This is a genomic window from Williamsia muralis NBRC 105860, from assembly GCF_001598915.1.
GTDB classification, from domain to species: domain Bacteria; phylum Actinomycetota; class Actinomycetes; order Mycobacteriales; family Mycobacteriaceae; genus Williamsia; species Williamsia muralis.
The window spans coordinates 532,463-553,058 of record NZ_BDAP01000002.1; the positions used below are offsets into that span (position 1 = coordinate 532,463).

Annotated in this window: 19 protein-coding genes; 12 read left to right on the forward strand and 7 right to left on the reverse strand. The window is 65.0% G+C overall.

From position 1 onward, the window contains the following. Positions 1 to 9: 9 nt before the first annotated feature. Complete coding sequence (locus WIMU1_RS09365) at positions 10 to 750, reverse strand: glucose 1-dehydrogenase (RefSeq protein WP_062796664.1); 741 nt, start codon at positions 748 to 750, stop codon at positions 10 to 12. Between the two features lie 210 nt (positions 751 to 960). On the opposite strand from WIMU1_RS09365, the gene WIMU1_RS09370 reads away from it, so the two are divergent. After that, positions 961 to 1,986 carry a hypothetical protein gene (locus WIMU1_RS09370; protein WP_062796666.1) on the forward strand — a complete coding sequence of 342 codons (1,026 nt, stop codon included), beginning with the start codon at positions 961 to 963 and terminating at the stop codon, positions 1,984 to 1,986. 143 nt (positions 1,987 to 2,129) lie between these two features. Next, positions 2,130 to 3,524, forward strand: a complete 1,395-nt coding sequence (locus WIMU1_RS09375) for an MFS transporter (protein WP_062796668.1) — start codon at positions 2,130 to 2,132, stop codon at positions 3,522 to 3,524. Here WIMU1_RS09375 and WIMU1_RS09380 read toward each other — a convergent pair. Beyond that, entirely contained in the window at positions 3,462 to 4,370 is a 909-nt protein-coding gene (locus WIMU1_RS09380; protein WP_062796670.1) for a LysR family transcriptional regulator ArgP, read from the reverse strand. The two genes, WIMU1_RS09375 and WIMU1_RS09380, sit on opposite strands and share 63 nt — an antisense overlap. A 67-nt stretch (positions 4,371 to 4,437) precedes the next feature. Here WIMU1_RS09380 and WIMU1_RS09385 point away from each other — a divergent pair, with 67 nt between their 5' ends. From WIMU1_RS09385 to WIMU1_RS09410, 6 genes are all read left to right on the forward strand, one after another. Further along, entirely contained in the window at positions 4,438 to 5,058 is a 621-nt protein-coding gene (locus WIMU1_RS09385) for a LysE/ArgO family amino acid transporter (protein WP_062796672.1), read from the forward strand. 80 nt (positions 5,059 to 5,138) lie between these two features. Next, positions 5,139 to 5,606 (forward strand): DUF4334 domain-containing protein, encoded by a 468-nt coding sequence (locus WIMU1_RS09390; RefSeq protein WP_062796674.1) that lies wholly within the window; start codon positions 5,139 to 5,141, stop codon positions 5,604 to 5,606. A gap of 175 nt (positions 5,607 to 5,781) precedes the next feature. Then, positions 5,782 to 7,581, forward strand: coding sequence for a cation:proton antiporter (locus WIMU1_RS09395; protein ID WP_307714554.1), 1,800 nt, complete (start codon positions 5,782 to 5,784; stop codon positions 7,579 to 7,581). A 99-nt stretch (positions 7,582 to 7,680) separates the two neighbouring features. Continuing rightward, positions 7,681 to 8,790 carry an NAD(P)-dependent alcohol dehydrogenase gene (locus WIMU1_RS09400; protein ID WP_062796677.1) on the forward strand — a complete coding sequence of 370 codons (1,110 nt, stop codon included), beginning with the start codon at positions 7,681 to 7,683 and terminating at the stop codon, positions 8,788 to 8,790. Between the two features lie 129 nt (positions 8,791 to 8,919). After that, positions 8,920 to 9,951 (forward strand): crotonase/enoyl-CoA hydratase family protein, encoded by a 1,032-nt coding sequence (locus tag WIMU1_RS09405; RefSeq protein WP_120802604.1) that lies wholly within the window; start codon positions 8,920 to 8,922, stop codon positions 9,949 to 9,951. Between the two features lies 1 nt (position 9,952). After that, positions 9,953 to 10,798 (forward strand): MBL fold metallo-hydrolase, encoded by an 846-nt coding sequence (locus WIMU1_RS09410; protein WP_062796681.1) that lies wholly within the window; start codon positions 9,953 to 9,955, stop codon positions 10,796 to 10,798. Positions 10,799 to 10,962: 164 nt separating this feature from the next. On the opposite strand, the gene WIMU1_RS09415 is transcribed toward WIMU1_RS09410, so the two are convergent. From WIMU1_RS09415 to curA, 3 genes are all read right to left on the reverse strand, one after another. Beyond that, complete coding sequence (locus tag WIMU1_RS09415) at positions 10,963 to 12,174, reverse strand: HNH endonuclease (protein ID WP_062797529.1); 1,212 nt, start codon at positions 12,172 to 12,174, stop codon at positions 10,963 to 10,965. Positions 12,175 to 12,364: 190 nt separating this feature from the next. Beyond that, positions 12,365 to 13,042 carry a DJ-1/PfpI family protein gene (locus WIMU1_RS09420; protein WP_062796683.1) on the reverse strand — a complete coding sequence of 226 codons (678 nt, stop codon included), beginning with the start codon at positions 13,040 to 13,042 and terminating at the stop codon, positions 12,365 to 12,367. Positions 13,043 to 13,094: 52 nt separating this feature from the next. Beyond that, a complete protein-coding gene (gene curA / locus WIMU1_RS09425; RefSeq protein WP_062796685.1) occupies positions 13,095 to 14,114 on the reverse strand; it encodes an NADPH-dependent curcumin/dihydrocurcumin reductase in 1,020 nt (339 codons plus the stop codon). 132 nt (positions 14,115 to 14,246) lie between these two features. On the opposite strand from curA, the gene WIMU1_RS09430 reads away from it, so the two are divergent. After that, a complete protein-coding gene (locus WIMU1_RS09430) occupies positions 14,247 to 15,560 on the forward strand; it encodes an alpha-hydroxy-acid oxidizing protein (RefSeq protein WP_062797531.1) in 1,314 nt (437 codons plus the stop codon). On the opposite strand, the gene WIMU1_RS09435 is transcribed toward WIMU1_RS09430, so the two are convergent. Further along, positions 15,557 to 16,444, reverse strand: a complete 888-nt coding sequence (locus tag WIMU1_RS09435; RefSeq protein WP_030175285.1) for an oxygenase MpaB family protein — start codon at positions 16,442 to 16,444, stop codon at positions 15,557 to 15,559. The genes WIMU1_RS09430 and WIMU1_RS09435 overlap by 4 nt on opposite strands. Positions 16,445 to 16,553: 109 nt before the next feature. Between WIMU1_RS09435 and WIMU1_RS09440 the strand changes: the two genes are divergently transcribed. Continuing rightward, complete coding sequence (locus tag WIMU1_RS09440; RefSeq protein ID WP_062796687.1) at positions 16,554 to 17,186, forward strand: TetR/AcrR family transcriptional regulator; 633 nt, start codon at positions 16,554 to 16,556, stop codon at positions 17,184 to 17,186. Here WIMU1_RS09440 and WIMU1_RS09445 read toward each other — a convergent pair. Beyond that, positions 17,171 to 18,430: an MFS transporter gene (locus WIMU1_RS09445; protein WP_084248125.1), complete on the reverse strand. Its 1,260-nt coding sequence runs from the start codon at positions 18,428 to 18,430 to the stop codon at positions 17,171 to 17,173. The two genes, WIMU1_RS09440 and WIMU1_RS09445, sit on opposite strands and share 16 nt — an antisense overlap. A 165-nt stretch (positions 18,431 to 18,595) precedes the next feature. Between WIMU1_RS09445 and WIMU1_RS09450 the strand changes: the two genes are divergently transcribed. Both WIMU1_RS09450 and WIMU1_RS09455 read left to right on the forward strand, forming a co-directional pair. Beyond that, positions 18,596 to 19,240, forward strand: a complete 645-nt coding sequence (locus tag WIMU1_RS09450) for a TetR/AcrR family transcriptional regulator (RefSeq protein WP_023954281.1) — start codon at positions 18,596 to 18,598, stop codon at positions 19,238 to 19,240. Between the two features lie 120 nt (positions 19,241 to 19,360). After that, positions 19,361 to 20,587, forward strand: coding sequence for an acyl-CoA dehydrogenase family protein (locus WIMU1_RS09455; RefSeq protein ID WP_062797535.1), 1,227 nt, complete (start codon positions 19,361 to 19,363; stop codon positions 20,585 to 20,587). Positions 20,588 to 20,596 lie beyond the last annotated feature (9 nt).

The window sequence follows — 20,596 nt, forward strand, 5'->3', positions numbered from 1 at the left end:
CGGCCCCGGTCAGAAGGTCTTGTGGGGGACGCCGGCGAGCAGTCCGCCTTCGACGACGAACTCGCCACCGGTGGTGTACGACGATTCGTCACTGGCGAGGAACAGCACCATTGCCGAGACCTCTTCGGGGTCGCCGCCACGTCCGAGCGGGATGGTGAGGAAGTCCTCGGGGATTGCCTCGGTCATCGGCGTCCGGATGAATCCGGGATGGATCGAGTTGACCCGCACGTTCTTGGGCGCGAGCTCGAGGGCCACGGACTTGGTCAATCCGCGGACCGCGAACTTGGTGGCGGTGTAGCCGTGCAGCCCTGGGCTGCCGCGGAAACCCTCCACCGACGACACGTTGATGATCGATGCGGGTGCCGAGTCGGCCAGGGTGTTCGCTGCCGCCTTGATACCGAGGAAGGTGCCGGTCAGGTTGACGTCGAGGATGGCCTGCCAGTCGGCCAACGAGAAGTCGGCGATCAGGTTGCCGTTCACCATCCCGGCGTTGTTGATGAGCACGGACAGGCTGCCGAAGGTGTCGAGGGTGGTCTTCACGGCCTCGTGCCAGCTGTCTTCCTGGGTGACGTCGAGGTGGACGTACACAGCGTGGTCGCCGACTTCGTCGGCGAGTTGCCGCCCGGGCTCGTCGAGGATGTCGCCGATCACCACGCGGGCGCCCTCGGCCACCAACGCCTTGGCGTGGGATGCGCCCATGCCCCGGGCGCCGCCGCTGATCAGAGCCACCTTGCCAGCTACTCGGTCCATGATTTTCCTCCCCAACGAATCAATTCGGTACCATTGGTACCATAATTATCGACCGGGCGGGTTCTGGATGCGAGCAGGTCAAAACGGTAGTTAGGCGCCGTAAGGTTATCGAATTGTGATCTGAATCTCTGCATCGTTTACCTGCAACCCTCACGGGTACGCCTTTCCTCGACAGCTCTATCGACCAGAGAGTCCAACCGAAGGAGAGATATGAGCACCACATCGACAACGCTGCGCCAGCAGTTGCGCACCATTTTGACCCTGACCAACACCGAGATCCAGATCGCCGAGACGCGTACCGCGCAGGCACGGACCGAGGCAGTTCGTCGCGAGCTCACCGAGAACGCCGAGAACGGCCGACTCCGGGCACAGGCCATCGAAGAAGCGATCCGCGACCTGGGCGGTCTGCCCGACGTCATCCGGCCCATCGCCGGCCGTCTGTCCGCGTCCGTGAAGGCCCTTGCCGAGCAGGCGCAGCCGCTCGACGAGGCACTGCTGGGTGACCTTGCGCTCGAGCACCAGTTGCTCGACCGGGCACGCTACGTGAAGGCACTGGCCACAGCTGAGAACGAGACCACCGTGGTCACCCTGTCCGAGCAGCTGATCAACGCGCACGAGTCGACAGTCGTCTGGCTCACCACCCTGCTCGCCGAGGAAGCCATCGGCGGACCGGTTGCGCTGCGTCGCGGACCGTTGCAGGCCGCCAGCGGAGCGGCACTTCGCGCCGCCAGCATCCCGGCCACGCTCACCGCACGCGGAGTTGACCGCGCAGTTGATGCGATCCGTAACGCCCCCGCACAGGTCAGCGCATTGTTCGACCGCACCGAAGAGGCCGGCGAAGCCGCGCTGGGCCGGGCCGCCAAGGCGGGGCAGGATGCACTCGCCCGCACCTCGCGCGCTGGAGACACCGCACGCAAGACCGCCAGCGCGAGCCGGGACGCGGCACTGGAAGCGGCAGAGCAGACTGCTCGGGCCAACGGCGCGAACGACGCCGCGGACCGGCTGCACGCGGCCCGCGAAGGCACCGGCACCATCGACCCCGCCGATCTCCCGATCGATGACTACGAGTCGCTCAACGTGAGCTCGGTTGTCGCGGCGATCAAGGAGTTGGAGAAGCCGTCGGACGTCCGTCTGGTGATCGCATACGAGGAAGCGCACAAGAACCGCCACGGAGTGGTCTCGGCAGCACAGACCCGTATCGCGGCCATCGCGCAAGAAGTCGTCGGCGTGAAGTGACCTGACCTCACGTTCTCGCCGAGAACAAGCCCGCCACCACCGTGACCCGGTGGTGGCGGGTTCTTTTTGTGCCCAAGGTGCCCGGAGCATGCCGACGGGAAATCGGCTGGCACGGGCGCCGCTGGATCGGGCACAGTTGACCGGTGTCCACACCGACGTCACTGCCCCGTGCGCTGAAGCCCTTCCGGCATCAGCAGTACCGGTTGTTGTGCATGGGCCTGGTGCTGGCGATGTTCGCCGACGGCATCTGGACTGTCGGCGTGGTGTGGCAGGTCATCGACCTCGGCGGCGGCCCAGGGCAGCTGTCGTTGGTCACCGCCGTGGCTGCGGTCGGCATGGTGGCCTCGACGTTGCTCGGGGGAGTGCTGGCCGACCGGATGTCGCAGCGCACCATCCTGATCGCCCTCGAGGTCGTGAAACTGATCGTGATCGGCCTCGTGGGCGTGCTCGGCTTCACCGGCACGCTGCAGATGTGGCAGTTGCCGCTGGTCTCGCTCATCGGCGGGATCACGACGGGCATCTACTACCCGACCTATTCGGCACTGCTGCCGTCGTTGGTGCCGCGCGAGGAGCTCATGGCGGCCAACGGCATCGAGGGTACGTTGCGTCCCACGATCTTTCAGGCAGCAGGCCCGGCAGTGGCCGGCGGTCTGATCGCGCTGTCGTCGCCGGCCCTAGCGATCACCGCGTCCGCGGTCGCCTCGGCATTGTCGGCGGTGTTCTACCTCCTGATGCGGCCGACGCCGGCCAGGCAAGAGCCCAGGCCGCGCGCAGAACTGGTCCGCGGAACGGTCACCGACATCGCCGAGGGATTTGTGTACATGTGGCGTACCCCTTGGCTTTTGGCAACACTGCTGTTCGCCTTGCTGATGGTGTTGATGGTGATGGGACCGCTGGAGGTGCTGGTGCCGTTCGCGGTCAAGGAACGCGCCGGCGGCGATGCGGGTTCACACGCAATGGTGTTGGCGGCCTTCGGAATCGGGGGAGCGGTCGGCTCCCTGGTGATGGCGTCCATGCCGATGCCGCGCCGGTATCTGACGGTGATGTTCGTGGTCTGGGGTCTGTCGTCGTTGCCGTTGGTCGTGATGGGCATGGCCACCGAGGTGTGGGTGTTCGTCCTTGCGGGCCTGGTGCTCGGTTTCGCGTTCGACGGACCCATGGTCATCTGGGGCACCCTGCTACAGCGCCGGGTCCCGCCGCACATGCTGGGACGGGTCTCGAGTCTCGACTTCTTCGTGTCCATCGCGCTGATGCCCGTGTCGATGGCGATCGCGGCACCGGTGAGTGAATGGATCGGCCTGACAACCACTTTTGTCATCGCGGGCATCGCTCCCGTTCCCGTGGCCGCCGTCGCGTTCTTCGTCGCCCGCCTGCAACACGACGAGATCGCGAATCCGCTGCGCGACGGGCCGGCCACTGTCGAGGTGGTCACCACGGCCGAAGCAATCCCCGCCGTGGAGGTGAAGGCAGGCGTGTCAGATCAGGAACTGCTTCGCGCCGGCCACGACGAGTTCGGTGAGGTCGTTGACGATCGGTGACTCCAGTTTCCAGTACTGCCAGTACAACTGGATGTCGACGTGGTGATTGCCCAGGGTGCGAACCGTTCCCGCCGCCAGCGCCGGGGTGATCTGCGCGGCGGGGACCGCTCCCCATCCGGCCCCGAGTTCGACGGCTCGGTGGTATTCCACCGATGCGGGGACATAGGTGATCGGGGGGTCGACGTGACGCCGGGTCAATCGGTTGAGCAGGTCCGTCTGAATGGTGTCCTTGCGGTCGAACGCGACCATCGGCGCACGCGCCAGGTCTGCCGCGCGCAGCCCGTCTGGAAGCCATGTTTCGATGAAGTCGGTGCTGGCCACCGGGAGATAACGCATGGCGCCGAGAGCAATCGCGGCGCAGCCGCGCACGGGAATGGGATCGGAGGTCACCGCCCCCACCGCTTGTCCCGACCGCAGGAATCCGGTGGAGTGACTTTCGTCGTCCCTGAGCACCTCCACCGCGACGGGATGGCGCCGCTGTATCTCGGCAACCACCGGTAGCAGCCAGATCGAGATCGAGTCCGCGTTCGCGGCAACCGGCAGATGCATGCGGGGGACATCTCGGGGATCGGCCGCGAGCGCCTCGGGATGGCCGAGCAGAGCGGATTCGGCTTCGCGCCGGAGAAGGTCCCATTGCGCCGCGAGTCGCAGCAGAACCTCACCGTCCGGGGTGGCGCGTGCCGGTTTGGTGCGTTGCACCAGGACCCGCCCGACCGACGCCTCCAGGGCTTTCATCCGCTGGCTCACTGCGGACGGTGTGATGTGCAGAGCGTCGGCCGCGGCGTCGAACGTGCCCCCTTGGACCACAGCTGCGAGCGTGCGCAGCCCTTCGCTTGTGATGTCCACTTAAGTCAGTCTAATGCTCCATGAAAATCATTCGCTGGATTGAATGGACGGACCGACTTAGCGTGGCCTGGTGTCCTACTTCTTCCCGGCGGTTGCCGGCCTCCTGACCGGGGCGGGTCTGATCATCGCCATCGGTGCACAGAACGTGTTCGTCCTGCGGCAAGGTATTCGGCGCGAGCACGTCCTGCCGGTCGTCGCCGTGTGCACCGCATCCGACATCGTCCTCATCCTCGCCGGCGTCATCGGTCTGGGCGCAGTGGTCACCGCGCACCCGCAGGTGGTCGACCTCGCCACCTTCGCCGGTGCCGGCTACCTCCTGGTGCTGGCGGCGCTGGCCGCCCGCCGGGCGATGCGGCCGGCGGCGATCGACGCAGGCAACGCGGTGGCCGCGACGAGCAGATGGGCGGCCGTCGGCACAGCGGTCGCGCTGACCTGGCTCAATCCCCATGTCTACCTCGATACGGTCATCACCCTCGGCGCAATCGCCAACACCCATGGCCCGCAATCGAAATGGGTGTTCGCTGCCGGTGCCTGCGCGGCGTCTCTCCTGTGGTTCGCCGCGCTGGGGTTCGGCTCGGGAAAGCTGGCGCCACTGTTCGCCAAACCCCGGGCATGGCGACTGCTCGACGTGCTGGTGGCCGTCGTCATGGGGTCACTCGCGGTGGGTCTCATCGTGAGCGCGCTGTGAAGCAGATCCACCAAGCGGGTTGGTCGGCCGCCCCTTTCTGACTACTCTTGTGCGCAGAATCCCCGAGCAGTGAGGTCTGGATGGACAACGACAAGGCCGTGGCCACGTTCTTCGAGCTCAAGGAAAGCCAGGCGGTCAGCGAACCCGCCCATCTGGATGAACTCTGGGCCGCGTTGGACCCGATCGGGCGCGACTTCATGATCGGCGCCTGGTCCGGGGGCGAGCTGCCGAGCGGGCACAAGATGGACGGTCAGCTCGAGCTGGCGCGCTGGCACGGCAAGACATTCAACTCGATCTACGACGTCAAACCGCTGGTGTGCCGCGACGACGAAGGCAACCTGTACTCGAATCAGGAACTCGGCAAGGGTGAGGCCAGCCTGTGGGATGTGCAGTTCCGCGGCGAGACCACCGCGTCGATGGTCTACGACGGCCAGCCGGTCATCGACCACTTCAAGAAGGTCGACGACACCCACGTCATGGGCATCATGAACGGCAAGACGTCGCTGGTCCGTGACCGCCACTTCTACTTTTACCTCGAGCGCGAATGACCGCTGGGTAATCAACCGGACGAGCTGAGCCGGCCCGACTGATCCGACACGTGGGCTCTGGCCTTGTGGGACCTCGCGCCGACAGCGACAATTCCGATATGCCCCGCACCGTGCCAGTTTGCGTCAATGCACGTGGCGGCCACGCGCGGGCGCCTGGCACACGGGCGGCGCGCTGGTGACCAGCCTGGTGGCGACCTCTGCTGATCTCGGTGCCGACAGCGGCCTCGAGCCCTTCTCGATGATCGCGCTGGTGTTGCTCATGGCCGCGATCGTGGGGCTTGTCGCCACCCGGTTGCGCCAGCCGATGATCGTGGCTTTCATCGGCGTCGGCGTGCTCGTCGGCCCGGTCGGCACGGGATGGGTTGTCGCCGATGGGACCATCGAGCTGCTGGCTCGGCTGGGCATCGCGGTACTGCTGTTCCTGGTCGGCTTGCGGCTCGACCTCCACCTGATCCGCAACACCGGGCCGATAGCGCTCATCACCGGGCTGGGCCAGGTGATCTTGACAGCGGTCATCGGATACGGCGGTGCCATCGCGTTCGGGATGGACGCCACCTCCGCGCTCTATGTGGCTGTGGCGCTGACGTTCTCGTCCACGATCATCGTGGTGAAGCTACTCTCGGACAAACACGAGATCGAGCAGCTCCACGGCCGGATCGCACTCGGTGTCCTGATCGTGCAGGACATCGTCGTGGTGCTTGTGATGATCGTGCTGACCGCCGTCGGGCACGGCAGCGGCGACACCAACATCGGGCTCAGCGTGGTGCTGGTGGTGGCCAAGGGCATTGCGCTCTTGGTGGGCGTCGGCCTCATGATGCGGTACGTGTTGCCGTGGTTGCTCGGTCACATCGCGCGATCTCAAGAGTTGCTGGTGCTGTTCGGGGTCGCCTATGCCGTGGGTGTCGCAGCGCTGACCGAGTGGCTCGGTTTCAGCTCCGAGGTCGGTGCCTTCATCGCGGGCATCTCCCTGGCCGCAACGCCGTATCGCGACGCGATGGGTGCACGGCTGGTCAGTTTGCGGGACTTTCTGCTGCTGTTCTTCTTTCTCGACCTCGGAGCACGACTCGAGTTCGCAGATGCCGGTGGGCAAGTGGTCGAAGCGCTGGTGTTCTCGGCATTCGTCCTGATCGGAAAGCCGATCATCGTCATGTTGATCATGGCGGTGATGCGCTACCCGGTGCGCGTGGGATTTGCCACCGGTGCCACCCTCGCGCAGATCTCCGAGTTCTCACTGATACTCGCCGCTCTGGGGTTCGGTCTCGGCCACATCGATGGCGCCACAGTCAGTCTCATCACGGTCGTCGGGCTCATCACCATCGGCTGTTCCACCTACCTGATCCTGTACTGGAGTGCGATCTTCGACCGCCTGGAGCGCTGGGTGGCGGTGTTCGAACGGACCGAGAAGCTGCGTCCCGAGGCAGCCGACATCACGCCCGAGATCGACACGATCGTCTACGGACTGGGCCGGTTCGGTACCCACGTCGCCGAGCACCTGAGCGAGTCGGGACACAAGGTGCTCGTGGTCGACTTCGATCCCCAGCGCGTCGCGCACCACAACAACCGCGGACAGCCGGCAGTCTTCGGCAGTGCCGAGGACGTCCACTTCCTCGAATCATTGCCGCTCGCGCAGACGCGGTACGTCATCAGCACCATCCCGGTGATCGACACGAGTAGGACTCTGCTGCACAACCTTCGGCAGGCGAAGTACGCCGGTCGCACGGTGGTCACCGCGCACACCCGCCACGATGCCGAACAACTGCGCTCGGCCGGTGCGGACGTTGTCCTCGAACCCTTTGCATTGGCGGCGGGTGCCACAAGCGATGCGCTGCGGGCCGCGCTTGACGCACTCGATCAGGACGAGTCCGACAGCGCACGCGTGGCCGAGTCCGGTTCCGCCGAGTCGGGCATCGACGATCCCGCTGCATCGAGGGGCGGCGTGCCAGAGGAGTTCGGCCCCCGCGACACCCGCGAATGATCGGGTGGTCGCAGATGGAAGTGACTACAGTCAGTGTCAGATGGCGGTGCCGGTCGGGCGTTGTGCCATCCGGTTTCATCGGTCGAGTGGAGGGCGGACATGGTCGCGAGTCGAGCTGCGGTACTCACTGAGGCAGGCGGTGCCCCGGTGCTCGCCGACATCGAGGTCCGTGAGCCGGTTGGCGACGAGGTGCTGATCAAGATCGGTGCTGTCGGTATCTGCCATACCGACATATCCCTGGCTGCCCGATGGCCGGCGAAGCGGATGCCGATCGTGTTCGGGCACGAAGGCTGCGGCGTGGTCGAAGCGGTGGGGCCGGGTGCCACTGTTGCCGTCGGGCAGCGTGTTGTGCTGACGTTCAACAGTTGTGGAGTCTGTTCGCAATGTGCGGCCGGTCGTCCTGCTTACTGCGACCGATCGACCACCTTGAACATGCGCGGTGACCGTGCGGACGGGTCCGGCGCCTTGAGCTGGTCGGGGGCCTCGAGCGGATCGAATGGCCCGGTTGTCGGTGGCTTCTTCGGCCAGTCGAGTTTCTCGACGTATGCGATTGCAACACAACGAAACACGGTCTCGATCGGCGATCAGATCGATGCCGCCACAGCAGCTCCGCTGGGGTGCAGTGTGCAAACCGGAGTCGGTGCGGTGCTCAATGCCCTGCGGCCGGGCATCGGCGACTCGATCGCGGTGTTCGGGGCAGGTGCCGTCGGTCTGTCTGCGGTGATGGGGGCAAGGATTGCCGGTTGCCGCACGATCATCGCAGTGGATCCGATCGCCGAGAGACGTTCACTGGCAATGGATCTAGGTGCCACACATGTCATCGACCCCACCGAATCCGCCGTGGTGGAGGCGGTGGTGGAACACTCCGCCGGCGGTGTCGGCCACGCCCTCGACACCACCGCCATCCCCGCCGTCCTCGCCGACGCCGTGTCAGCGCTGCGTACGCGAGGCCAGTTGGGCATCGTCGGCCTGGGTGCTCGGACGGCTGAGCTCCCCGTCGGACTCGTGATGGGAAGAGGGCTGTCGATCCGGGGCATCGTCGAGGGCGACAGCGTGCCGCAGACCTTCATCCCCGAACTCGTCGATCTGTACTCGCGCGGAGACCTACCACTCGAAAAGCTGATCACGCCCTACGCTTTCAGTGACTTCGACAGCGCGTGGCAGGCAGCGAGGTCGGGTTCCGTTGTGAAGCCGGTTCTGACGGTGTGATGGAGCTTTGGTCAATCGGCCCCCATCCTGGTTTCAAGGTGTGCAAAGAGCGTCGTCGATGAGTTGTCATCGCCCATACTGGCGGTGGTTCCACGCACACGTGGACTGTGCCCATGAGGGAGGCGATGGCTGATGGCTGACGATGACCACTCCGGTACCCGGCCGGCCGCGTGGCGTGAAGGCCTTGCAGAGGGCGCGGATTCCCTGTTCGCCGGACGGGAACGAACCGAACCGGACACCGAGTATCGGACCCTCACCTACGAGGTCACCGACCGCATCGCCCGGATCACCTTCAACCGGCCCGAGCGGGGTAACGCCATCACGGCCGACACCCCGGTCGAATTGGCTGCTGCCGTCGAGCGCGCCGACCTTGACCCACGAGTGCACGTGATGGTGGTGTCCGGACGTGGCAAGGGTTTCTGTGGTGGTTACGACCTGTCGATCTTCGCGGAGAACGGCGGGAATCCGTCAGACGGTCCGGACGCGGCTGCCGGGACCGTACTCGATCCGATTGTGCAGGCGCGCAACCACAATCCTCATGGCACATGGGACCCCATGGTCGACTACGCAATGATGAGTCGATTCAACCGGGGTTTCGCCAGTCTCCTGCATGCCAACAAACCGACGGTGGCGAAACTCCACGGATTTGCGGTTGCCGGCGGAACCGACATCGCGCTGTATGCCGACCAGATCATCTGCGCCGACGACACCAAGATCGGCTACCCACCGACCCGCGTCTGGGGAATTCCTGCGGCGGGGATGTGGGCGCACCGACTCGGAGATCAACGGGCCAAACGGCTTTTGTTCACCGGTGACTGTTTAAGCGGAAAACAGGCTGCCGAGTGGGGACTGGCAATCGAGGCGCCGGAGGCGGACCGCCTTGACGAGCGCACCGAGGATCTGCTGGAACGGATCTCGCGGATGCCGATCAACCAGCTCATCATGGCCAAGTTGGCGATGAACAGTTCGCTGCTGTCGCAGGGTGTTGCCAATTCGACGATGGTCAGCACTATCTTCGACGGCATCTCCAGACACACTCGCGAGGGATACGCATTCCAGATGCGTTCGGCAACGGTCGGATTCCGCGAGGCGGTGCGCGAGCGCGACGAACCGTTCGGCGACTACAAGCGCGCTCAGTTCGACAAGCCCGGAGATTCCTGATTTGTCCGCGCGCACCACATCCGGAGGCCCTTGGTTCTGTGTCAACTGCGCCAACGAGTATGCGCCCGCTGTTGATCCGCCTGCGGAGTGTCTGATCTGTGCCGATGAACGTGAGTTCGTCCCGCCGGACGGTCAGCAGTGGGCTCGGCCGGCCGACCTCGATGAGCGAACCATCGACTGCAGCGAGGTGGAGCCAGATCTGCTTGCCATCACTCTGGATCCGCAAGTGGGTATCGGGCAACGAACCTTCCTGATCCGAACGGCGGCTGGAAACCTGCTGTGGGAACCGCCTGGGTACATCGATGAGTCGTTGGTCCGGCTCATCGGGTCCCACGGAGGCATTTCGGCGATTGCGTCCAGCCACCCTCACCTGGTGGGAGCCAGTGTTTCACTGAGCCACGAGTTCGATTCGGTGCCTGTTTATTTCAACCAGGCCGACGCGACCTCACTGACCCGCCCCGACGACGTCATACGGTTCTGGACCCATCGTCAACCCGTGTTCGGCGGCATCGAACTGGTGCAATGCGGCGGCCACTTCCCTGGCAGCTCTGTGCTGCTGTGGCCGGATGGCGGCAACGCCAGGGGAGCGATCTTCGTCGGTGACACCCTCATGGTCGGCGCGGACAGGCGCTGCGTCTCGTTCATGCGCAGCTACCCCAATCTGATCCCGCTGCCCCCGCGCCTGGTCCGGAAGATCGAGGCGACGGTTATGGCGTTGCCGTTCGACCGGATCTACGGAGGATTCGGCGGACAGGTGATCGAGTCGAACGGTCCTGCGATCGTCCAATTTTCGGCTGACCGCTACGTCGGCTGGGTCACCGACGAACTGCGCGACAGGAGCGAGTGACACCGCGAGCTCCGCTACGTTCCTGAGGGTGAAGCCCTCACACTATGGAGTTGTCAATGTGCCTGCGCGTTCTCGGCTGTGCCGAGTGAGGCCGGGTGGAGCGGTCTGTAAGTCGTCATTCGTCTTGCAGTTGAACGAAGGTGCGCGCTGCAGTGAACGGTGAGTCAGGCTGCGTGGGTGAGGGTTCGGCGGTAGTAGGCCGGTAGTGGTTGTCGGGTGGGGTCGATGTCGGCGGGTGGGATGAGCCAGGGATGTCCGTCGGTGCCCATGGTGATGTCCCAGTCGGTGTGGTGCACGGCCCGATGGCAGGTGCGGCACAGCAGGCATCCATTGGCGAGGGTGGTGGGTCCGCCGTTGGCCCAGTGGACGATGTGGTGGCAGTCTGACCAGGTCGCTGGTGCCCCGCATTTGATGCAGCAGGTATCGCGAATCAGGATCGCTTTACGAACTGGCCCGGTGAACAAACGCTTGGGTGGGCTCAGGTCGATTGGCACCTGCTGCCCGTCCAGGGTGATCGAGGTGATCACTGCATCACACGCAGCTGCTGCCGCGGTTGCTTCGGTGACCGGACCCATCCACCGCAACACGGCTCGGTCGGGATGATCAGCCGGAACAGTCACCATCACTTCTGTTTTCGGTGCCGACACGAAACCCTGCCCACCACCACAATCAAGCAGTTGATGCAGCGCATCAGCCCGTCGTTGCGACGGTGTGCGGGTATCTGCGCTCCCGTCCGGTTCGGGGCGCGGCCTGGACCACACGTCGAGCGCGGACATCATCTTTTCCCCGGTCACCGCATCCACATCAAACTTGCCTGCCAATCGGCCGTCGCTGGTGACCCCGTAGTCGACTCGGTTCAGTGAGGTGTCTTCGGCTGCCGGCAAACCGCCAGTTACTCCCGCCACGTCGTTACCGACTGCCCTGGCGATCGTGCTGATCTCCGCCGGCGGGGCACCGGAGATCGCGGCAGCCAGAAGCTTTCGCTCGATGTCAGACCTGAACTGTTCGGTCATCGCGGAACCGGAGCGACCGCTGACGTGGTTCATACCAGTGACCAACGCATCAACATGCTCAACGGACAAGAACCCGTCCCGACCGTAACCGGCCGTGCGATCCAAACCTGCCAGTCCGGTCCCGACACGCAGCCATCGCGTCGCCGTCGCCGGGGCGGCACCATTCTCCTGCAGCAACTTCGACGTCGTCGATCCGGACCGTTTGGCCAACCCCATCCGGTCGATGAGCGCTGCACCCACCGCTAACTGGAAGTCGGCGGCATTACGCAACGTGATCAAATCCCTCACCACACCCAGCGCACCGGCCGCATCATCAGGAAACACCACGCCGATGACCTCATCAACCAAATCCACAACACGCATCATCAGACCCCCTCCGAGACAACAACACTGGGACAACAACATTGGGACAGCCGATCACAATGGTGGCGTAGTCACACGTATCTCAGAGTCAGGTCTTGCGGACGATCAGCGTGGTATCAGTCTAGATCAGTCGAACACACATTCGATAGTCATCCGTTTGGATGAACCTCACCGTCGGCATCTCGGTATATCAAAGCGACTCGCGCCCAAGCACCTTCGCGATCAACGGCAGACGATCGGCCTGCATCTTCTGTTTCATGGCGTCGACAAAAGCTGGGTCAGCAGTATTCGGCGAGCCCGCGTCGAAAGGCGGTGCCGGGTCGTACTCGATCATCAGCTGGATGCGGCGTGCCACATCCTCGCCGAAAATGGTTGCAGCGACGGTCAAGGCGAAGTCCATGCCGGAGGTGACGCCGGCGCCGGTGATCACGTTGCCGTCCTGGACAACTCGCTCACCGACGGGTTCGCATCCGAACTCGCTGAGCATGGACATCGACGCCCAGTGGCTCGTCGCCCTCTTTCCCGAGAGCAGGCCGGCTGCCGCGAGGGTGAACGAGCCGGTGCACACCGAGGTCACCCATCGAGCGCCGGCAGCCTGTGTGCGTAGGAAGTCAAGCGCAACAGCATCTTCGAACAACTCGAACGCTCCCCGCCCACCGGGGACGAACAGCAGGTCGGCCTGCGGCGCCTGGTCAAGGGTGACGGTCGGAACGATGCTCCAACCACAATCGGTGGTCACCGGTTCGAGGTCGTGCCACGCCAAGTGCACGTCGGTGTCGGGGAAGTGCGAGAAGACCTGGGCGGGGCCGGTCATGTCCAGCTGCGTGACGTTCGGGAAGAGCAGCACGACGATCTGCAGTCTGGTCATGACCGACCTTAAATCAGAGGTCATCACCGATAGGGCTGTTCGAGTCCGACTCTCACTCGGCTACTCGAACCAGAGCCTTGCCGAAGTTGCGACCACTGAGCAGGCCACGGAATGCTTCGGGGACGTTGTCCAAGCCGTCGGTGATGTCTTCGCGGTACTTCAGTGACCCATCGGCCACCCACTGTGTGGCCTCCTCGAGGAAGCTAGGCATCTGCTCGGCTGCGAACTCGGTCTGGATGAACCCGCGGATGGTCAGGCTCTGGGTGAGGACGGCGCCCATCAACGCACCGGACCGGTCCGGGCCTTCCGGGGCCGACGTCAGGTTGTAGTTGGCAACCAGGCCACACACGGGAATGCGTCCGTACAGGTTCATCCGGGGAAGCACCGCGTTGAAGACCGCGCCGCCCACGTTCTCGAAGTACACGTCGATGCCATCGGGGGTCGCGGCCGCGAGCTGGTCTTTGAAGTCGTCGGCACGGTGGTCGATGGCTGCGTCGAAGCCGAGCTCGTCCTTGAGGTAGGCCACCTTGTCTGGTCCGCCGGCGATCCCGACCGCACGGGCGCCCTTGAGCTTGGCGATCTGCCCGACCGCTGACCCGACCGGGCCGGCAGCTGCGGCCACCACCACCGTCTCTCCCGGCTGCGGCTTTCCGATGGTCAGCAGCCCGGCGTATGCGGTGAAGCCGGGCATACCGAGAACGCCGAGCGCGGTAGATGGTGAGATGGCCTCTGGATCGAGTTTGCGTAGGTATTTCGCCTGCTCGATCGAGTGGGTGCGCCAGCCGGCGTACCCGAGCACCACGTCGCCCGGCGCGAAGTCGTCGACGGTCGAGGTGAGGACGCGCGAGACCGTGGCGCCCACCATGGTGTCGCCGATCTCGACCGGTGGGGCGTACGACTTGGCCGCACTCATCCGGCCACGCATGTAGGGATCCAGCGACAGATACAGGGTTTCCAGCGCCACCTCGCCCGGCCCCGGTTCGGCGAGATCGAACTCTTCGAATCGGAAGTCGGAATCCTTGGGTTCGCCGTGTGGGCGCTCTGCCAGGACGATGCGGGTGCCGTTGGTCATGTATCTCCTCGTCGAGAATTGTTGCGGTCTCCCTCGTCAACAGCCGAGGGTGACCGTGCTGTTCCGTCGGCTGCCGAATGTGAGGCAACTCAAGTCACCATCGTCGCTCATCTGGCCCGCTACGGTGGGCCGATGAGCAGCAACAAGCGACCGGCGTCCGATCTTTCCGGCCGGGCTCGACAGAACCAGATCTACACCGACGGCGTCTTCGGTCGAAAGCCGAAGGTACCCACCAATTTCGACGATCTGGAACGCGCTGCCAAGCGCAAGATGTCCGCCAAGGCGTGGGCGTATGTCGCTGGCGGGGCGGGTGATGGCAGCACCATGCGGGCCAACCGCCGCGCCCTCGACAGCTGGGCGATCGTCCCCAGGATGCTGCGCGACGTCTCGGTACGGAGTCTGTCCACCGAGCTGTTCGGGCAGCAGTTGCCGGCACCGATCCTGTTCTCCCCGGTGGGTGCGGGCGGCCTGGTCTTTCCGCAGGCCGACGTCCACATCGGCCGGGCCGCCGCCGAACTCGGTGTCCCGTACATCTTCTCCAGCCAGGCCAGTGCGCCGATGGAGAGCACTGCCGCGGCAATGGACGAGGTGTCGCCGGGGGCGCCCCGCTGGTATCAGCTGTACTGGTCGAGCGACGAACAGCTGGTGGACAGCTTCCTGCAGCGCGCCGAGAAATGCGGTGCGGCGGCCATCGTGGTCACGCTCGACACCACCATGCTGGGATGGCGGCCGCAGGACCTGAACCTGGGTTCGCTGCCGTTCGCACAAGGGTTGGGCATCGACCAGTACACCTCTGATCCCCGCTTCATCGACATGGTGCGAGCTCGTATCGCTGCGGCCGTACCCGGTCCCAAACCCCAGGTGACGGTCGGCGCGGTTAAGTCCCTGGTGTCGATGGCGAAGAACACCCCCGGCAGCGTGCTGGCCAACCTTCGCTCGCCTGTGCCCAGGGAGTCTGTACAGACCTTCCTGGAGACCTACTCGCGTCCCTCGCTCAACTGGACGGACATCGCCGGGCTGCGCGAGCGGACGTCGCTGCCGATCGTCTTGAAAGGGATCCTGCACCCCGACGACGCACGGCAAGCCGTCGATGCCGGGGTGGACGGCATCCTGGTCTCCAACCATGGCGGCAGGCAGATAGACGGATCCATCGGCTCAGTCGAAGCGCTCACCGACGTGGTGGCCGCAGTTGACGGCAAGGCGAAGATCTTGCTGGATTCGGGCATCCGCGGCGGCGCCGACGTCTTCAAGGCGTTGGCTCTGGGTGCGGACGCGGTCTGTATCGGCCGTCCGCACATGTACGGACTCGCGCTGGCCGGATCGGCAGGTGCGCGAGATGTGGTCGCCAACATCATCGCCGAGCTCGACCTGACGCTGGGACTGTCCGGGAACACCAACACCGCCGACCTGTCGCCGGCGGTGTTGAAGAAGGTACGACTCGACTAAATGAGTTTTCGACCGGTCCGGATCCGGCGCCGGACGTCCCACAGGTAGGCGTTGAACGGGAATGCGCGCATCGGTTCGGGTAGTCGCGTCACAACGGAGCGGACGATGCGATTGTGCAGGTCGAAGAGTTGTTGTTGCCGCGGCGTCCACTCGAGGCCCATCTTCTCGCGGAACTCGGGTGGCAGGAACCCGGCGGTGAGGAACAGGCCGAAGTCGCCGATCAGCATGGACACCGGCTTGGGCAGGAACTCGAACTTGGCGATGCTGATCAGCAGTTCCCGGATGGTGTCGTCGATCTCGAGCTGCGCGACGGTGCCATCCCAGTACTCCTGGAAGTCGGCGCGTGTGGCCGGCCACATCTCGCGCGGCATCTGCAGCGTGGTGCCCATGAGAGCGCCCTGCTGGTATGCCTCTTCGGTGATCGCCGATGGGTCGCCGTAGAGAATCTGCATGTCTTCCCAGCCCTTGTACAGGCAGGCGGCAACCCACAACTGCAGGCGGGGATCAAAGGCGTTGTACTCGACCGGGCTCGACTCGGTGGACCGCACCTGCGCGTGTGAGTGGCCGACGGCTTTGCGGTACGCCTTGCGGTCTTCCGGGGTGCCGTTCACCGCGACCGCGAGGTACGACAGTGTGGTGCGGCCCCGCTTGATGGGGTGCTTGAACAGGTTGCCGGTGTCGACCTTGCTCTCTGCGACGCCGTATCCGACCGCAGGGAGTGCAAGTTGCATGATCACGTTGGCGGCCCCGGCGAGAGCCGAGATGCCCGGCATGTCCAGCAGGTCGCCCGGTGCGCTGTCGGTCTCTGCGCGATTTCGGGTGCGGATGGGCTGCGGCATGTCGATGGACAGGGCAGCCGTTCCGTCAACGGTTCCAGACGTCATTGTCGGCCTCCAAGGTTGCTTCTGATAACAACCGTTATCTCTTTCGTATTGAAGCGGCGATCGGACCGAAAGTCAATCGTCGTTAACCGAAGGTGGAAAGATGAGGTCCATGGCAGATCCTTTGCGCCCATATGGCGGCGAGAATGGAGCTGACCGGGTCAAACGTCGCCGGGCAGCGCTGATCGAAGCTGCGCTCGAGATCCTCGGCTCGGCCGACGGGGTGGCGATCAGCGTTCGCGGGGTGTGCCGGCAGGCCGGACTGACCGCGAGATACTTCTACGAGAGCTTCGAAGACGTGGACCAGTTGGTGGGCACCACGTACGACGCCGTCGTCTTCGACATAGCCGAGGCCGCCCAGACCGCGGTGACATCCGGCGGGCAGTCTCCGCGCGAGCAGATCCGTTCCGCGGTGGGCGCCATCGTTCGGCTCATCGACACCGATCGGCGCAAGGGCCGGGTGCTGTTCTCGCAAACACTGCTCAGCGGAACCCTGGCCACCAAACGGATGGACGCCGCCATGATGTTCGCGGCGCTGACCATCCAGACCTCGGGATCCCAATTCGACGACGCGACCACCCAAGGAGCAGCCCACTTCTACGTCGGCGGACTCGGGCAAGTGCTCAACGCGTGGATCGACGGCCGAATCGATTGCCCCACCGACGAATTGATCGAACTGTGCGTGACGATGATGTTCGGTGCGATCTACGAACTGTTGCCCGAGAACGCTCAGCGCACCGATTGACCGGCGCGGCGTTCGTTCCAGCGGTCGAAGACCAGCCACGCGAGCAGACCGGCCACAGCTACACCGATACCGCTCAGGCACACGGCAATCCAGCCACCGGCGCCGTATGCGTAGCCCGATGAGACCGAACCCGCCACCGCGCCTGCGAAGTACGTGACCATGTACGCCGTGGTCACGCGGCTGCGCTCCTCCGACGCCAGCGAATAGATCGCGGACTGATTCGCCAACTGCGAAGCCTGAACCCCGAAGTCGAACACCACGAGGCCGATCACCAGTGCTGCCAACGGTGTTCCGGGCCACGCGAGCGACAACCAGCCGATGATGGTGACAACCCAGGCGGCCGTGCTCGCCATCCGCAGATGCCCACGGTCGGCGAGCTTTCCGAACAGCGGAGCCGCCGCGGCGCCGGCGACCCCGGCAAGACCGAACAGGCCGATGGCAGCCTCCGAGTAGGAGAAGTGCTCGCCCCGACTACCCGAGAGGAGGAACGCGATCGAGGTCCACATGGCGCTGAACCCGAACATCGTGAGAAACCCGAGCAGCATCCGTTGCCGGAGCATCGTCTCGGCACGGACGATCCGGGCCACCGAGATCAGCAGTTGGCCATAGGGTTGCCGGGGACGGGGCGCGTCGGGTGGCACCGAGACGTAGACCACCACGGCCAGCACGACCATCAGGGCGGACCCCGTGAACAACACCGATCGCCAGCCCCCGAATTCGGCGATGAGCCCGCTGACGACGCGGGCCAGCAGGATGCCCAGCAACAGCCCGCTCATCACCATGCCGACCACGCGCCCGCGATCTGACGGCACCGCAAGGGACGAGGACCACGGCAACACGATCTGGGCGGTGGCCGCACACACGCCGGCCAGGATCGATGCGACGAAGAGGGTCCCGAAACCTGGAGCCAGTCCCGAGAGCAACAGGGCAACCGCTGATGCGACCATCATGCTGGGCGCCAACAACTTCCGGTTCAGCAGATCGCCCAGCGGGACCAAGAACAGCAGCCCGGCCGCATACCCGAGTTGAGCGGCGGTCACCACCAGAGCGGCAGTCGACGTGGAGACATCGAAGTCCTGGCGGATCTCCTCGAGTACCGGTTGCAGGACGTAGAGCGACGACACCGAGACGCCGCACGTGATGGCGAACAAGACCACCAGGGACCTGCTGATCCCCGGCCGGTCACCCGGTGAGGCCGGGATCGTCGACGACGGATCGGTGGGTGGGCCTGGCGTCGTTCGCATGATCCCCAGCCTGCCGGATACGTCGCGGTGACGCGTGATCGGAGCCCTGCGGCGACGTCGGGCAGGCGGCGGCGCGGCGGCATCGGAAGGCCTTCCGCGGCGAAACGCCCATCGACCGACCCGTATTCGCGTGAGCGTGATGGAGCGGCACAGTAGGTTGATGACATGAACACCGTGCCCGAGCCGACGCCGCGAGACCACGGCGGCGACAGTTGGCGCGAATACGGCCAGGAAGATCTGCCTGCGCCGCTCGCGGCAGCGCTGTCGGCCTTTGCCGAACACGGATATCACGGCACCTCGGTACGCGACATCGCCGCACGCGCAGGCCTGAGTGTGCCGGGGCTCTATCACCACTATCCGTCGAAGCAGTCGCTTCTCAAGGGTTTGCTCGAGCTCACGATGAGTGATCTGCTCGGCCGTTCCGAGGCGGCGCTTGCCGAAGCCGGACCGACGCCGCTCGAACGCTACGACGCCGTGGTGGAGTCATTGCTGCGGTTCCACATGTATCGGCGGGCCCAGGCGTTTGTGGGCTCCACCGAGATCCGCAGCCTGGATCCGTCGTTTCGCACCGATTACATCCAACTGCGCGACAGGCAGCAGCGGATGGTCGACAGGCTCGTGATGGACGGCGTCGAGTCGGGTGACTTCCGCTGCCCCAATCCAGAGGACGCCGGCCGGGCGGTCACCACCATGTGTGTGGGGGTGTCCACCTGGTACCGGCCACAGGGACGTCTCGGTCCCGACGAACTCGTTGCCCGTTATCTGCTGATCGCCAGACGGATGGTGGGGTACTTTCCGGATCAGCCTTGAGGGGTGACGTCGACCGGCTTGACCGTCGAGTCCGCGCGTGACATTCTGGGCCCAATACCGAACGAGCGCTCGGTCGGGATCGCAACCACGGGTTCGCCGGCGCCGCACAAGGAGGTGCACATGGCGATCAGCCTTTCCTACGATCCAGCCGTCGAGGACGTGGTCACGAAAACCCGTGACTTCGTCCGCGACCACGTGATGCCGATCGAGGACGAGTTCGCCGGTGACATCACCGCCGCCGGCGGCGACAAGCGTCGACTGGAACTGCGTGACCAGGCGCGCGACGCCGGTGTGCTCGCGCCGCACGCGCCCGTCGAATACGGCGGCCTCGGCCTCAACATGTCCGATCGTGCGCCGGTCTTCGAGGCTGCCGGTTATTCGGTGTTCGGTCCGATCGCGCTGCACATCGGAGCACCCGACGAGGGCAACGTGCACATGCTCGCGCACATCGCCGGCGCGGACCAGAAAGAGAAGTACCTGGCTCCACTGGCCCGCGGTGACGTGCGGTCGGCCTTCGCGATGACCGAGCCCGCACCGGGAGCCGGTGCAGACCCGGCAGCACTGCGCACTGCGGCCACCAAGGTCGACGGCGGCTGGAAGATCAACGGCGACAAATGGTTCATCACTGGCGCCGACGGTGCCGGCTTCTTCATCATCATGGCGCGGACTGCGGGTTCCCCCGGTGACCGCGGCGGCGCGACGATGTTCCTCGCGCCGGCCGACACCCCCGGCATCACGGTGGGACGCCACATCAACACCATCGACCGCGCGATGATCGGCGGCCACTGCGAGGTGGAATTTCGCGACGTGTTCGTTCCGGACGAAGACGTGCTCGGAGAGGTCGACGAGGGTTACCGCTACGCACAGGTGCGGCTCGGCCCAGCACGTATGACCCACGTCATGCGCTGGATGGGCAGCGCCAACCGTGCTCAGGACGTCGCACTCGACTACGTCGCCCGCCGGGAAGCCTTCGGCGGCAAGCTCGGCGATCTGGGCATGATCCAGCAGATGGTGGCCGACAACGAGATCGATCTGGCTGCTGCGCGGGCGTTGCTGGTCAAGGCCTGCTACGCGCTCGACCAGGGTCAGCATGCGGGCGACGAGACGTCGATCGCAAAAACATTTGCGGCCGAGGCATTTTCGAGAGTCGTCGACCGCGCGATCCAGATGTGCGGCGGCCAAGGAGTGTCCGACGAGCTGCCATTGGCCCGTCTGCAGCGTGAGCTGCGGCCGTTCCAGATCTACGACGGCCCGTCCGAGGTCCATCGCTGGGCGCTGGCCAAACGGGCCGTGGGCAAGGCGAAGAAGGCGGCAGCCGCTGCCGCCGCGAACGGAACGCCGTCGTGACCGAACTTC

What these genes read in the sequence shown, in the direction of transcription:
- WIMU1_RS09365 (WP_062796664.1), bottom strand. Translation starts at nt 750, where the DNA reads ATGGACCGAGTAGCTGGCAAGGTGGCTCTGATCAGCGGCGGCGCCCGG.
- WIMU1_RS09370 (WP_062796666.1), top strand. Translation starts at nt 961, where the DNA reads ATGAGCACCACATCGACAACGCTGCGCCAGCAGTTGCGCACCATTTTG.
- WIMU1_RS09390 (WP_062796674.1), top strand. Translation starts at nt 5,139, where the DNA reads ATGGACAACGACAAGGCCGTGGCCACGTTCTTCGAGCTCAAGGAAAGC.
- WIMU1_RS09400 (WP_062796677.1), top strand. Translation starts at nt 7,681, where the DNA reads ATGGTCGCGAGTCGAGCTGCGGTACTCACTGAGGCAGGCGGTGCCCCG.
- WIMU1_RS09415 (WP_062797529.1), bottom strand. Translation starts at nt 12,174, where the DNA reads ATGCGTGTTGTGGATTTGGTTGATGAGGTCATCGGCGTGGTGTTTCCT.
- WIMU1_RS09420 (WP_062796683.1), bottom strand. Translation starts at nt 13,042, where the DNA reads ATGACCAGACTGCAGATCGTCGTGCTGCTCTTCCCGAACGTCACGCAG.
- curA (WP_062796685.1), bottom strand. Translation starts at nt 14,114, where the DNA reads ATGACCAACGGCACCCGCATCGTCCTGGCAGAGCGCCCACACGGCGAA.
- WIMU1_RS09430 (WP_062797531.1), top strand. Translation starts at nt 14,247, where the DNA reads ATGAGCAGCAACAAGCGACCGGCGTCCGATCTTTCCGGCCGGGCTCGA.
- WIMU1_RS09435 (WP_030175285.1), bottom strand. Translation starts at nt 16,444, where the DNA reads ATGACGTCTGGAACCGTTGACGGAACGGCTGCCCTGTCCATCGACATG.
- WIMU1_RS09440 (WP_062796687.1), top strand. Translation starts at nt 16,554, where the DNA reads ATGGCAGATCCTTTGCGCCCATATGGCGGCGAGAATGGAGCTGACCGG.
- WIMU1_RS09445 (WP_084248125.1), bottom strand. Translation starts at nt 18,430, where the DNA reads ATGCGAACGACGCCAGGCCCACCCACCGATCCGTCGTCGACGATCCCG.
- WIMU1_RS09450 (WP_023954281.1), top strand. Translation starts at nt 18,596, where the DNA reads ATGAACACCGTGCCCGAGCCGACGCCGCGAGACCACGGCGGCGACAGT.
- WIMU1_RS09455 (WP_062797535.1), top strand. Translation starts at nt 19,361, where the DNA reads ATGGCGATCAGCCTTTCCTACGATCCAGCCGTCGAGGACGTGGTCACG.